At 56.8% G+C, this 12,824-nt stretch carries 11 protein-coding genes; all 11 read left to right on the plus strand.

The window, feature by feature from the left end; genetic code table 11:
* The first annotated feature begins 135 nt into the window (after positions 1–135).
* Positions 136–1,143, plus strand: a complete 1,008-nt coding sequence (gene cra / locus L362_RS01285) for a catabolite repressor/activator (protein ID WP_008501993.1) — start codon at positions 136–138, stop codon at positions 1,141–1,143.
* Positions 1,144–1,743: 600 nt separating this feature from the next.
* Positions 1,744–2,202 carry a division/cell wall cluster transcriptional repressor MraZ gene (gene mraZ, locus L362_RS01280; protein WP_021240528.1) on the plus strand — a complete coding sequence of 153 codons (459 nt, stop codon included), beginning with the start codon at positions 1,744–1,746 and terminating at the stop codon, positions 2,200–2,202.
* A gap of 2 nt (positions 2,203–2,204) precedes the next feature.
* The gene (gene rsmH, locus L362_RS01275; RefSeq protein WP_021240527.1) at positions 2,205–3,146 is read left to right on the plus strand and encodes a 16S rRNA (cytosine(1402)-N(4))-methyltransferase RsmH; all 942 of its coding nucleotides are present in this window, start codon (positions 2,205–2,207) and stop codon (positions 3,144–3,146) included.
* On the plus strand, positions 3,143–3,508 hold the full coding sequence (gene ftsL, locus L362_RS01270) for a cell division protein FtsL (protein ID WP_008501989.1): 366 nt from the start codon (positions 3,143–3,145) through the stop codon (positions 3,506–3,508). Before rsmH ends, ftsL begins: the two co-directional genes overlap by 4 nt.
* Positions 3,509–3,523: 15 nt before the next feature.
* Positions 3,524–5,290, plus strand: coding sequence for a peptidoglycan glycosyltransferase FtsI (locus L362_RS01265; RefSeq protein WP_008501988.1), 1,767 nt, complete (start codon positions 3,524–3,526; stop codon positions 5,288–5,290).
* Positions 5,277–6,764 carry a UDP-N-acetylmuramoyl-L-alanyl-D-glutamate--2,6-diaminopimelate ligase gene (gene murE, locus L362_RS01260; RefSeq protein WP_023326692.1) on the plus strand — a complete coding sequence of 496 codons (1,488 nt, stop codon included), beginning with the start codon at positions 5,277–5,279 and terminating at the stop codon, positions 6,762–6,764. Before L362_RS01265 ends, murE begins: the two co-directional genes overlap by 14 nt.
* Entirely contained in the window at positions 6,761–8,119 is a 1,359-nt protein-coding gene (gene murF, locus L362_RS01255; protein ID WP_023345433.1) for a UDP-N-acetylmuramoyl-tripeptide--D-alanyl-D-alanine ligase, read from the plus strand. The genes murE and murF overlap by 4 nt, the downstream gene beginning before the upstream one ends.
* Positions 8,113–9,195, plus strand: a complete 1,083-nt coding sequence (gene mraY, locus L362_RS01250; protein ID WP_008501985.1) for a phospho-N-acetylmuramoyl-pentapeptide-transferase — start codon at positions 8,113–8,115, stop codon at positions 9,193–9,195. The genes murF and mraY overlap by 7 nt, the downstream gene beginning before the upstream one ends.
* 2 nt (positions 9,196–9,197) lie before the next feature.
* Positions 9,198–10,514 (plus strand): UDP-N-acetylmuramoyl-L-alanine--D-glutamate ligase, encoded by a 1,317-nt coding sequence (gene murD / locus L362_RS01245; RefSeq protein ID WP_023345434.1) that lies wholly within the window; start codon positions 9,198–9,200, stop codon positions 10,512–10,514.
* Positions 10,514–11,758: a cell division protein FtsW gene (ftsW, locus tag L362_RS01240; RefSeq protein WP_008501983.1), complete on the plus strand. Its 1,245-nt coding sequence runs from the start codon at positions 10,514–10,516 to the stop codon at positions 11,756–11,758. Before murD ends, ftsW begins: the two co-directional genes overlap by 1 nt.
* Positions 11,755–12,819, plus strand: a complete 1,065-nt coding sequence (murG, locus tag L362_RS01235; RefSeq protein WP_023345435.1) for an undecaprenyldiphospho-muramoylpentapeptide beta-N-acetylglucosaminyltransferase — start codon at positions 11,755–11,757, stop codon at positions 12,817–12,819. Before ftsW ends, murG begins: the two co-directional genes overlap by 4 nt.
* Positions 12,820–12,824 lie beyond the last annotated feature (5 nt).

Here is a 12,824-nt window from a genome sequence, read left to right on the forward strand (position 1 = left end):
GCTTTTTTTTGCGTAATCAGCCGACAACGCAGATAAAAGCGGTTGCCGCGAAGGCTTTTCTGCGTTTAGATGTTAAAAGATTTAACCATAACCTTGACAGGGCCATGGACTCTTTTCTTTTTTTAAGGGGCAATTGTGAAACTGGATGAAATCGCCCGGCTAGCCGGCGTGTCACGAACAACGGCCAGCTATGTGATTAACGGTAAAGCAAAGCAGTACCGTGTCAGCGACAAGACCGTTGAAAAAGTTATGGCGGTGGTTCGTGAACATAACTACCATCCGAATGCTGTCGCAGCCGGTCTGCGCGCCGGACGCACCCGCTCTATTGGTCTGGTAATCCCGGACCTGGAAAACACCAGCTATACCCGTATCGCCAACTATCTTGAACGTCAGGCGCGTCAGCGCGGCTATCAATTGCTGATTGCCTGCTCGGAAGACCAGCCTGATAACGAGATGCGCTGCATTGAACATCTGCTTCAGCGCCAGGTGGATGCCATTATTGTTTCGACCTCCTTACCGCCGGAGCATCCTTTCTACCAGCGCTGGGCGAATGATCCGTTCCCGATCGTTGCGCTTGACCGTGCCCTCGATCGCGAGCATTTCACCAGCGTGGTGGGTGCCGATCAGGATGATGCCGAAATGCTGGCCGCAGAGCTGCGGACGTTCCCGGCGGAAACGGTGCTGTATTTGGGCGCGCTGCCTGAACTTTCCGTGAGCTTCCTGCGCGAGCAGGGATTCAGAACGGCATGGAAAGACGATCCGCGCGAGGTTCACTACCTCTATGCCAACAGCTACGAACGTGAAGCCGCCGCGCAGCTGTTCGAAAAATGGCTGGAAACGCATCCGATGCCTCAGGCGCTGTTCACTACCTCGTTTGCGCTCTTGCAGGGTGTCATGGATGTGACCTTACGTCGTGAAGGTAAACTGCCTTCCGATCTGGCGATTGCCACGTTCGGGGATAATGAGCTGCTCGACTTCCTTCAGTGCCCGGTGCTGGCGGTTGCACAGCGCCATCGCGATGTGGCTGAACGCGTGCTGGAGATTGTGCTGGCGAGTCTGGATGAACCCCGCAAACCGAAGCCGGGCCTGACGCGTATCAAACGTAATCTCTACCATCGCGGAATTTTAAGCCGCCAAAAATGAAATGACCGGGGCGGCGAAATCTGCCCCTTTTTGCTGCAATAATTCGTGCAGATAATTCCCGGAGAGAAATTAGGATAATTCTTGGGAGATCATAATCGCCTATTTTTCTTTATTCATTTTGGCTTTTAAATTGCCCTTTAAACAACATCTCAGCGATTTTAAACGGCACTCTTTGTATTATTTTGTTACAAACCCTCTTCGGTCGATGAATATTCAGACGTTTTTTCCTCTTTCTTTGACAGCTTACGCGATAACCACTGCGCTTACCGCTCGCCTGAGTGAATCTGGCGCTGTCATCCCCTGAGAATCTGTCATAAAATGCTGCCCGCGTCGCAAACTGACACTTTATATTTATCTGCGATGATATTGAGTGAGCCTTAACGCTAGTGTGCATATTCGGTTTTTTTCTTACAAATATTCATAACGTTAATTTTGCCTCGCCAGTTGTGCAGTTATTAACCAGGACTGTTTATCTCTGTAAATAGAGGGCTTTCGAGTCCTTATGCCGAGAGTCCTGGCTTGACAAGCTTTTCCCTCGCTCCGTAAACTCCTTTAGGTGGGAATTTGTGGGTTAAAGTGGTGAGGAGGGGTGAGACTGGCATGTTCCGTGGAGCTACGTTAGTCAATCTCGACAGTAAAGGGCGTTTATCGGTACCAACCCGATACCGCGACCAGCTGATTGAGAACGCTGCGGGTCAAATGGTTTGCACCATTGACATTAACTCCCCCTGCCTGCTGCTTTACCCCCTGCCTGAATGGGAAATTATTGAGCAAAAGCTGTCGCGACTGTCGAGCATGAACCCGCAGGAACGCCGCGTGCAGCGGTTGTTATTGGGACATGCCAGTGAATGTCAGATGGATAACGCAGGGCGATTACTGATCGCGCCTGTGTTACGGCAACATGCCGGTCTGACCAAAGAAGTGATGCTGGTCGGGCAGTTCAACAAATTTGAACTGTGGGATGAAACGACCTGGTATCAACAGGTCAAGGAAGATATCGACGCTGAGCAGTCTGATTCCGCGACATTATCGGAACGGCTGCAGGACTTGTCTCTATAAATATGATGGAAAATTATAAACATAAAACGGTGTTACTGGACGAGGCCGTTAACGGCCTGAATATTCGTCCGGATGGCATCTACATTGATGGCACTTTTGGTCGCGGTGGTCACTCGCGTTTGATCCTCTCCCAACTGGGTGAGGAGGGGCGTCTGCTGGCAATCGATCGCGATCCGCAGGCAATTGCCGTTGCACAGACTATCAATGACCCACGCTTTTCCATCGTGCATGGACCCTTTTCTGCGCTCGCGGACTATGTGGCTGAGCGCGGCCTGACGGGCAAGATCGACGGGATTCTTCTCGATCTTGGCGTCTCTTCACCCCAACTTGATGATGCTGAACGCGGTTTCTCCTTTATGCGTGATGGTCCGCTGGACATGCGTATGGACCCGACTCGCGGCCAGTCTGCCGCCGAGTGGTTACAGACCGCTGACGAAGCGGATATTGCATGGGTCATCAAAACCTTCGGCGAAGAGCGCTTTGGCAAACGTATTGCGCGCGCCATTGTTGAGCGCAATCGCATTGAGCCGATGACCCGCACTAAAGAGTTGGCCGAGGTGATCGCGGCGGCAACACCGGTGAAGGATAAGCACAAACATCCCGCGACCCGTACCTTCCAGGCGGTTCGCATCTGGGTAAACAGTGAACTGGAGGAAATAGAGCTGGCGCTAAAAAGCTCGCTCGACGTGCTGGCCCCGGGTGGGCGGTTATCCATCATCAGCTTCCATTCGCTGGAAGACCGTATTGTTAAACGCTTTATGCGTGAACAAAGCCGCGGTCCACAGGTACCCGCGGGGCTGCCGATGACGGAAGAACAACTCAGGAAACTGGGTGGCCGTCAGTTGCGAGCATTAGGCAAGTTGATGCCGGGCGAAGAAGAGGTGGCAGAGAATCCACGCGCCCGTAGTTCAGTGCTGCGTGTTGCAGAGAGGACGAACGCATGATCGGCAGAGTGACAGAGACCCTAAGCAAAGTTAAGGATTCGTTAGGAAGCAACGAGCGCCATGCCTTGCCTGGCGTGATCGGCGACGATCTTTTGCGGTTTGGGAAACTGCCACTCTGTCTGTTCATTTGCATCATTGTCACGGCTGTGACGGTGGTCACCACCGCCCACCACACACGTTTATTGACTGCGCAACGCGAGCAGATGGTACTGGAACGCGATGCGCTGGATATTGAATGGCGAAATCTGATCCTTGAAGAAAACGCGCTCGGCGATCACAGCCGGGTTGAACGGATCGCAACGGAAAAGCTGCAGCTGCAGCATGTTGATCCTTCACAGGAAAATATCGTAGTACAAAAATAAGGGAAAACGCGACGCATGAAAGCAGCGGCAAAAACGCTAAAACCAAAACGTCAGGAAGAACAGGCCAACTTTATCAGTTGGCGTTTTGCGTTGCTTTGCGGCTGCATTTTACTGGCGCTGGGTTTTCTACTGGGCCGCGTGGCCTGGCTGCAAATCGTCGCCCCTGACATGCTGGTACGCCAGGGCGATATGCGCTCTCTGCGCGTTCAGGAGGTTTCCACGTCCCGCGGGATGATCACCGACCGCTCCGGTCGTCCGCTGGCGGTGAGCGTGCCGGTGAAAGCGATCTGGGCCGATCCGAAAGAGCTGCACGACGCCGGTGGCATTACCCTTGATAACCGGTGGAAAGCCCTCTCTGATGCGCTGAAAATGCCGCTGGATCAGCTGGCTTCCCGCGTTAACGCGAACCCGAAAGGACGTTTTATCTATCTGGCGCGTCAGGTTAACCCTGACATGGCGGACTACATTCGCAAACTGAAGCTGCCGGGTATTCATCTGCGTGAAGAATCCCGCCGTTACTATCCATCCGGCGAAGTAACCGCTCACCTCATTGGCTTTACCAACGTCGACAGCCAGGGGATTGAGGGCGTTGAGAAAAGCTTCGATAAGTGGCTCACCGGCCAGCCGGGCGAGCGAATCGTGCGTAAGGACCGCTACGGGCGCGTCATCGAAGATATCTCTTCCACGGACAGTCAGGCAGCGCATAACCTGGCCCTGAGTATCGACGAGCGCCTGCAGGCGCTGGTCTACCGCGAGCTGAACAACGCGGTGGCGTTCAACAAGGCGGAGTCAGGCAGCGCCGTGCTGGTGGATGTCAGCACCGGTGAAGTGCTGGCGATGGCCAACAGCCCGTCCTACAACCCGAACAACTTTACCGGCACCGCAAAAGATGCCATGCGTAACCGGGCAATTACCGACGTGTTCGAACCCGGCTCCACGGTGAAGCCGATGGTGGTGATGACCGCGCTCCAGCGCGGTATTGTCAATGAAAACACGGTCCTGAACACTGTCCCATACCGTATTAACGGCCACGAGATAAAAGACGTGGCGCGCTACAGCGAATTGACCCTGACCGGGGTGTTACAGAAGTCGAGTAACGTCGGTGTTTCAAAGCTGGCGTTAGCGATGCCGTCCTCAGCGTTAGTAGAAACTTACTCACGTTTTGGACTGGGAAAGGCGACCAATTTGGGGTTGGTCGGAGAACGCAGTGGCTTATATCCTCAAAAACAACGGTGGTCTGACATAGAGAGGGCCACCTTCTCTTTCGGCTACGGGCTAATGGTAACCCCGTTACAGTTAGCGCGAGTCTACGCAACGATTGGCAGCTATGGCGTCTATCGCCCGCTGTCGATTACCAAAGTTGATCCACCGGTCCCGGGCGAGCGTATCTTCCCGGAATCCATCGTTCGTACCGTGGTGCACATGATGGAAAGCGTGGCGCTGCCGGGCGGCGGCGGCGTGAAGGCGGCGATTAAAGGCTATCGTATCGCCATTAAAACCGGTACAGCGAAAAAAGTGGGGCCAGACGGCCGCTACATCAACAAATACATTGCCTATACCGCAGGCGTTGCGCCTGCAAGCAATCCGCGTTTTGCGCTGGTGGTCGTGATAAACGATCCACAGGCGGGTAAATACTACGGCGGCGCCGTCTCCGCGCCTGTGTTCGGGGCCATCATGGGCGGCGTGTTACGCACCATGAACATTGAACCGGATGCGCTGGCGACGGGCGAAAAAAGTGAATTTGTAATTAATCAAGGCGAGGGTACAGGTGGCAGATCGTAATTTGCGCGACCTTCTCGCTCCGTGGGTGCCAAATGCACCGGAGCGAGCACTGCGAGAGATGGTACTGGACAGCCGCGTAGCGGCTTCTGGCGATCTTTTTGTGGCGGTGGTCGGTCATCAGGCGGACGGGCGTCGTTATATCCCGCAGGCGATTGCGCAAGGTGTGGCTGCCATTATTGCTGAGGCTAAAGATGAGGCAACCGACGGTGAGATCCGTGAAATGCACGGCGTGCCGGTCATCTATCTCAGCCAGTTAAACGAACGTCTTTCCGCACTGGCGGGACGTTTTTATCACGAACCTTCCGACCAGCTGCGTCTGGTTGGCGTAACGGGTACGAACGGTAAAACCACCACCACGCAGCTGATGGCGCAGTGGGCACAGCTGCTGGGTGAAACCGGTGCAGTGATGGGAACCGTAGGTAACGGTCTGCTGGGCAAAGTAAGCCCGACGGAAAACACCACCGGCTCGGCGGTTGACGTACAGCACGTGCTTGCCGGTCTGGCAGGGCAGGGCGCAACCTTCGCCGCGATGGAGGTCTCTTCGCACGGTCTGGTACAGCACCGCGTCGCGGCGCTGAAATTTGCCGCGTCCGTATTTACCAACCTGAGCCGCGACCATCTTGATTATCATGGCGATATGGAGCACTACGAAGCCGCGAAATGGCTGCTGTTCTCTACTCACCATTACGGTCAGGCCATCATCAACGCCGACGACGAAGTGGGCCGCCGCTGGCTGGCGAAGCTGCCGGATGCAGTTGCCGTCTCGATGGAAGACCATATCAATCCGAACTGCCACGGCCGCTGGCTGAAGGCGGTTGAGGTGAATTATCACGACAGCGGGGCGACCATCCGCTTTGCCTCTTCCTGGGGGGAAGGCGAAATTGAAAGCCGCCTGATGGGGGCGTTTAACGTCAGCAACCTGCTGCTGGCCCTGGCGACGCTGCTGGCGCTGGGTTACCCGATGGCTGAACTGCTGAAAACCGCCGCGCGACTGCAGCCGGTTTGTGGCCGTATGGAAGTGTTTAGCGCGCCGGGTAAGCCGACCGTTGTGGTTGATTATGCCCACACGCCGGATGCGCTGGAAAAAGCGCTGGAAGCGGCGCGCCTGCACTGTACCGGTAAGCTCTGGTGCGTGTTTGGCTGCGGCGGCGATCGTGACAAAGGCAAACGCCCGCTGATGGGCGCGATTGCGGAACAGTTCGCGGATATTCCGGTTGTCACCGATGACAACCCGCGTACCGAAGAGCCGCGCGCCATCATTAATGACATTCTGGCGGGTATGCTGGACGCAGGCCGCGCGCGCGTCGTGGAAGGCCGGGCGGAAGCCGTGACAAACGCCATCATGCAGGCGCAGGAGAATGACGTTGTTCTGCTGGCGGGCAAAGGCCATGAAGATTATCAGATCGTTGGCAATCGCCGTCTGGACTACTCGGATCGCGTAACGGCAGCTCGCCTGCTGGGAGTTGTCGCATGATTAGCCTCTCCTTAAGCCAGGCCGCAGAAGTACTGCACGGTGACCTGCACGGGCAAGACCTGACCATCGATGCCGTGACGACGGACACCCGTAAAGTCACCGCAGGCTGTCTCTTTGTGGCGCTGAAAGGCGAGCGTTTTGACGCGCATGATTTTGCCGAGCAGGCCAAAGAGAACGGCGCCGGTGCGCTGCTGGTCAGCCGCAAGCTTGATATCGATCTGCCGCAGGTTGTGGTGAAAGATACGCGTCTCGCGTTCGGTGAGCTGGCTGCCTGGGTTCGTCAGCAGGTGCCGGCTCGCGTCGTCGCGCTGACAGGGTCATCAGGCAAAACGTCAGTGAAAGAGATGACGGCGGCGATCCTCAGCCAGTGCGGCAATACGCTTTTTACCGCGGGCAACCTCAATAATGACATCGGCGTGCCGATGACATTGCTTCGCCTGACCAAAGAGCATGACTATGCGGTGATCGAGTTAGGCGCAAACCACCAGGGTGAAATCGCCTGGACCGTAAGCCTGACTCGCCCGGAAGCGGCGCTGGTGAATAACCTCGCGGCTGCGCACCTGGAAGGCTTTGGCTCGCTGGAAGGCGTGGCGAAAGCGAAAGGCGAGATTTACACCGGCCTGCCGGATAACGGTATCGCCATTCTGAACGCCGACAACAACGACTGGCTGAACTGGCAGAGCATCATTGGTGCGCGTAAAACCTGGCGCTTCTCTCCAAATGCGGCCAACAGTGATTTTACGGCGACCAATATCCATGTGACGTCGCACGGCACCGAGTTCACCCTCACTACCCCAACGGGTGGCGTGGAGGTGCTGCTGCCGCTGCCGGGTCGCCATAACATCGCCAATGCCCTTGCGGCGGCGGCGCTGGCAACGGCGGTGGGCGCTTCACATGAGGCAATCAAAGCCGGGCTGGCGAACCTGAAAGCCGTGCCGGGACGCCTGTTCCCGATTCAGCTTTCGGAAAACAAGCTGCTGCTGGATGATTCCTACAACGCGAACGTTGGCTCGATGACGGCGGCGGTGCAGGTGTTATCTGAAATGCCGGGCTACCGCATCATGGTGGTTGGCGACATGGCAGAACTGGGCGACGAAAGCGAAGCCTGTCATACCCAGGTCGGTGAAGCGGCGAAAGCGGCGGGGCTGGACTGTGTACTGAGCACAGGAAAATTGAGCCAGGCGATTAGCCAGGCCAGCGGCGTTGGCGAGCATTTTGCCGATAAAGCCGCGATGATTGAGCGCCTTAAGGCATTAATGACAGAAAAACAAATTGTGACAGTGTTAGTGAAAGGTTCACGTAGTGCCGCCATGGAAGAGGTTGTGCACGCATTACAGGAGAACGGGACATGTTAGTTTGGCTGGCCGAACATTTGGTCAAATATTACTCAGGCTTTAACGTCTTTTCGTATCTGACGTTTCGCGCCATCGTCAGCCTGCTGACTGCGCTGTTCATCTCGTTGTGGATGGGCCCGCGCATGATTGCCCGTCTGCAAAAGCTCTCTTTCGGCCAGGTTGTGCGTAACGACGGCCCGGAATCGCACTTCAGCAAGCGCGGTACGCCGACCATGGGCGGGATCATGATCCTGACTGCCATCGTCGTTTCCGTGCTGTTGTGGGCGTACCCGTCCAACCCGTACGTCTGGTGTGTGCTGACGGTACTGGTGGGTTACGGGATCATCGGTTTCGTCGATGATTACCGCAAAGTCGTCCGCAAAGATACCAAAGGCCTGATTGCCCGCTGGAAGTATTTCTGGATGTCGGTGATCGCGCTGGGCGTGGCCTTCGCACTGTATCTTGCCGGGAAAGACACGCCAGCGACCGAGCTGGTCGTGCCGTTCTTTAAAGACGTGATGCCGCAGCTGGGTCTGTTCTACATTCTGCTGGCGTACTTTGTGATTGTCGGCACCGGTAACGCCGTTAACCTGACCGACGGTCTGGATGGCCTGGCAATCATGCCTACCGTCTTCGTGGCGGCCGGTTTTGCGCTGGTGGCGTGGGCGACCGGTAACATGAACTTTGCTAACTACCTGCACATCCCTTATCTGCGTCATGCGGGTGAACTGGTGATCGTCTGTACGGCGATTGTCGGCGCCGGTCTTGGCTTCCTGTGGTTCAACACCTATCCGGCTCAGGTCTTTATGGGTGACGTTGGTTCACTGGCTTTGGGCGGCGCGCTGGGCATTATTGCCGTGCTGCTGCGCCAGGAGTTCCTGCTGGTGATCATGGGCGGCGTGTTTGTGGTTGAGACGCTGTCGGTGATTTTGCAGGTCGGCTCCTTCAAGCTGCGCGGTCAGCGCATCTTCCGTATGGCGCCGATTCACCACCACTATGAACTGAAAGGCTGGCCGGAGCCGCGCGTCATTGTGCGCTTCTGGATTATTTCGCTGATGCTGGTGCTGATTGGCCTGGCAACGCTGAAGGTACGTTAATCATGGCAGATTACCAGGGCAAAAAAGTCGTTATCATCGGGTTGGGCCTCACGGGGCTCTCCTGCGTGGACTTTTTCCTCGCGCGTGGCGTGACGCCGCGCGTGATGGATACGCGTGTCTCTCCGCCGGGTCTGGACAAGCTGCCGGAACAGGTTGAACGCCACCTTGGTGGTCTGAATGATGACTGGCTGCTGGCAGCCGATCTGATTGTCGCCAGCCCGGGTATGGCGCTGGCGCATCCTTCCCTGAGCGCTGCCGCAGATGCGGGCGTTGAGATTGTTGGCGATATCGAGCTGTTCTGCCGCGAAGCGCAGGCTCCCGTTATCGCGATTACCGGTTCTAACGGTAAAAGCACCGTCACCACCCTGGTGGGGGAAATGGCGAAAGCGGCGGGCATGAACGTCGGCGTTGGCGGTAACATTGGTTTGCCTGCTCTGATGCTGCTGGATAAAGGCTGTGAACTGTATGTTCTCGAGCTTTCCAGCTTCCAACTGGAAACGACCTCCAGCCTGCATGCTGCCGCTGCGACGATCCTCAACGTGACTGAAGATCATATGGACAGGTATCCCTTTGGTCTGCAGCAGTACCGTGCCGCCAAGCTGCGCGTTTATGAGAATGCCAAAGTCTGCGTGGTGAACGCCGATGACGCGCTGACCATGCCGGTGCGTGGCGCAGACGAGCGCTGCATCAGTTTTGGCATCACCATGGGTGATTACCATCTGAACCGCCAGCTGGGTGAAACCTGGCTGCGCGTGAAAGGTGAGAAAGTGCTGAACGTGAAAGAGATGAAGCTCTCTGGTCAGCACAACTATACCAATGCGCTGGCGGCGCTGGCGCTGGCGGATGCCGTGGGGCTGCCGCGCTCCTCGAGCCTGAAAGCGTTAACCACGTTTTCTGGCCTGGCGCACCGTTTCCAGCTGGCGCTGGAGCACAACGGCGTGCGCTGGATCAACGACTCCAAAGCCACCAACGTGGGCAGCACGGAGGCCGCGCTGAACGGGCTGCACGTTGACGGTACCCTGCATCTGCTGCTGGGTGGCGACGGTAAGTCTGCTGATTTCTCGTCCCTGAAGCCGTATCTCTCCGGCGATAACATCCGTCTCTACTGCTTCGGCCGTGACGGCAGCGAGCTGGCTGAACTGCGCCCTGAGATCGCCGAGCAAACCGAAACCATGGAACAGGCGATGCGGCTGATTGCCCCTCGCGTGAAGCCGGGTGATATGGTGCTGCTCTCTCCGGCCTGTGCCAGTCTCGATCAATTCAAGAATTTCGAACAGCGTGGTGATGTCTTTACCCGCCTGGCGAAGGAGTTAGGCTGATGCGTTTATCTCTCCCTCGCCTGAAAATGCCGCGCCTGCCAGGATTTGGGATCCTGGTGTGGTTGTTTGCGGCGCTCAAAGGCTGGGTGATGGGCTCTCGTCAAAAAGATAACGACAGCCTGATCATGTACGACCGCACGCTGTTCTGGCTCACAATGGGGCTCGCGGCGGTCGGCTTTATTATGGTGACGTCAGCGTCAATGCCCGTCGGGCAGCGTCTGGCGAACGATCCTTTCCTGTTTGCCAAACGTGATGGTCTGTACATCATCCTGGCATTCTGCCTGGCGCTGGTGACCTTGCGTCTACCGATGGAGTTCTGGCAGCGGCACAGTACGGCGATGCTGATCGCCTCGATCATTATGCTGCTGATCGTTCTGGTGGTGGGGAGTTCCGTAAACGGGGCATCACGCTGGATCGCCTTTGGCCCGCTGCGTATTCAGCCTGCGGAATTTACCAAGCTCTCTCTGTTCTGCTACCTGGCGAACTACCTGGTGCGTAAAGTAGATGAAGTGCGTAACAACCTGCGCGGCTTCTTAAAACCGATGGGCGTGATTCTGGTGCTGGCGGTCTTACTGCTGGCGCAGCCTGACCTCGGTACGGTGGTTGTACTGTTTGTCACCACGCTGGCCATGCTGTTCCTGGCGGGCGCGAAGCTGTGGCAGTTCATCGCCATCATTGGGATGGGGATTTCAGCGGTTGTGCTGCTGATCCTCGCCGAGCCTTACCGTATTCGCCGCGTGACCTCTTTCTGGAACCCGTGGGAAGACCCGTTCGGCAGCGGTTATCAGCTGACGCAGTCACTCATGGCCTTTGGTCGTGGTGAGCTCTGGGGACAGGGGCTGGGTAACTCGGTACAGAAACTGGAGTATTTACCGGAAGCGCATACTGACTTCATCTTCTCCATTATTGCGGAAGAACTGGGTTATATCGGTGTGGTATTAGCGCTATTAATGGTATTCTTCGTCGCTTTCCGCGCCATGTCCATCGGCCGGAAAGCGCTGGAGATCGATCACCGTTTCTCAGGCTTCCTGGCCTGCTCAATTGGTATCTGGTTTAGTTTCCAGGCATTGGTTAACGTCGGGGCCGCAGCGGGTATGCTGCCGACCAAAGGTCTGACGTTGCCGTTGATCAGTTATGGTGGTTCCAGTCTGTTGATTATGTCGACGGCCATCATGCTGTTGTTGCGCATAGATTATGAAACGCGTCTGGAAAAAGCCCAGGCGTTTACACGAGGTTCACGATGAATCAACCGAAGCGGTTAATGGTGATGGCAGGCGGTACCGGCGGACATGTGTTCCCGGGACTGGCGGTTGCGCACCATTTAATGGATCAGGGCTGGCAGGTACGCTGGCTGGGAACCGCAGACCGCATGGAGGCCGACCTGGTACCGAAACACGGTATTGAGATCGACTTTATTCGTATTTCCGGCCTGCGCGGCAAAGGCCTCAAGGCAATGCTGCTGGCTCCGGTGCGCATTTTTAACGCCTGGCGTCAGGCGCGCACCATTATGAAGCGCTTTAAGCCCGATGTGGTGCTGGGCATGGGCGGCTATGTCTCGGGGCCGGGCGGGCTGGCAGCGTGGTCGTTAGGTATTCCCGTCGTCCTGCATGAGCAGAACGGTATTGCCGGTCTGACCAACAAATGGCTGGCGAAAATCGCCATCAAAGTCATGCAGGCGTTTCCCGGCGCGTTCCCGAAAGCGGACGTGGTAGGTAACCCGGTCCGTGTGGACGTGCTGGCGCTGCCGCTGCCGGACGCTCGCCTGGCGGGCCGTGAAGGGCCGGTTCGTGTGCTGGTCGTCGGTGGCTCTCAGGGGGCACGCATTTTAAACCAGACGATGCCGCAGGTTGCTGCAAAGCTGGGGGATGCCGTAACCATCTGGCACCAGAGCGGAAAAGGCGCTCAGCAGACCGTTGAGCAGGCTTACGCCGAGGCGGGGCAGCCGCAGCATAACGTGACGGAATTTATCGACGACATGGCTGCAGCCTATGCCTGGGCCGATGTCGTGGTCTGTCGTTCTGGCGCCTTAACGGTAAGCGAAATCGCTGCCGCGGGTCTGCCAGCCCTGTTTGTGCCTTTCCAGCACAAAGACAGACAGCAGTACTGGAATGCCCTGCCGCTTGAGAAAGCCGGTGCGGCGAAAATTTTTGAGCAGCCACAATTTACCGCTGACGCGGTCGCCACCACCCTGGCGGGCTGGAACAGAGACGTATTGCTTGAGATGGCTGAACGCGCGCGCGCGGCGGCTATCCCTGATGCGACGGAACGGGTGGCAAAAGAAGTGAGCCTGGCAGCCCAGGCTTAACCCTC

Origin of the sequence: Enterobacter sp. MGH 16, assembly GCF_000493175.1 — a bacterium.
GTDB classification, from domain to species: Bacteria; Pseudomonadota; Gammaproteobacteria; order Enterobacterales; family Enterobacteriaceae; genus Enterobacter; species Enterobacter roggenkampii.

Bases quoted from the DNA above. Each gene is read 5' to 3' on its own strand.
- L362_RS01265 (WP_008501988.1), top strand. From the start codon at position 3,524: ATGAAAGCAGCGGCAAAAACGCTAAAACCAAAACGTCAGGAAGAACAG.
- murD (WP_023345434.1), top strand. From the start codon at position 9,198: ATGGCAGATTACCAGGGCAAAAAAGTCGTTATCATCGGGTTGGGCCTC.
- murF (WP_023345433.1), top strand. From the start codon at position 6,761: ATGATTAGCCTCTCCTTAAGCCAGGCCGCAGAAGTACTGCACGGTGAC.
- rsmH (WP_021240527.1), top strand. From the start codon at position 2,205: ATGATGGAAAATTATAAACATAAAACGGTGTTACTGGACGAGGCCGTT.
- ftsW (WP_008501983.1), top strand. From the start codon at position 10,514: ATGCGTTTATCTCTCCCTCGCCTGAAAATGCCGCGCCTGCCAGGATTT.
- murG (WP_023345435.1), top strand. From the start codon at position 11,755: ATGAATCAACCGAAGCGGTTAATGGTGATGGCAGGCGGTACCGGCGGA.
- mraY (WP_008501985.1), top strand. From the start codon at position 8,113: ATGTTAGTTTGGCTGGCCGAACATTTGGTCAAATATTACTCAGGCTTT.
- mraZ (WP_021240528.1), top strand. From the start codon at position 1,744: ATGTTCCGTGGAGCTACGTTAGTCAATCTCGACAGTAAAGGGCGTTTA.
- ftsL (WP_008501989.1), top strand. From the start codon at position 3,143: ATGATCGGCAGAGTGACAGAGACCCTAAGCAAAGTTAAGGATTCGTTA.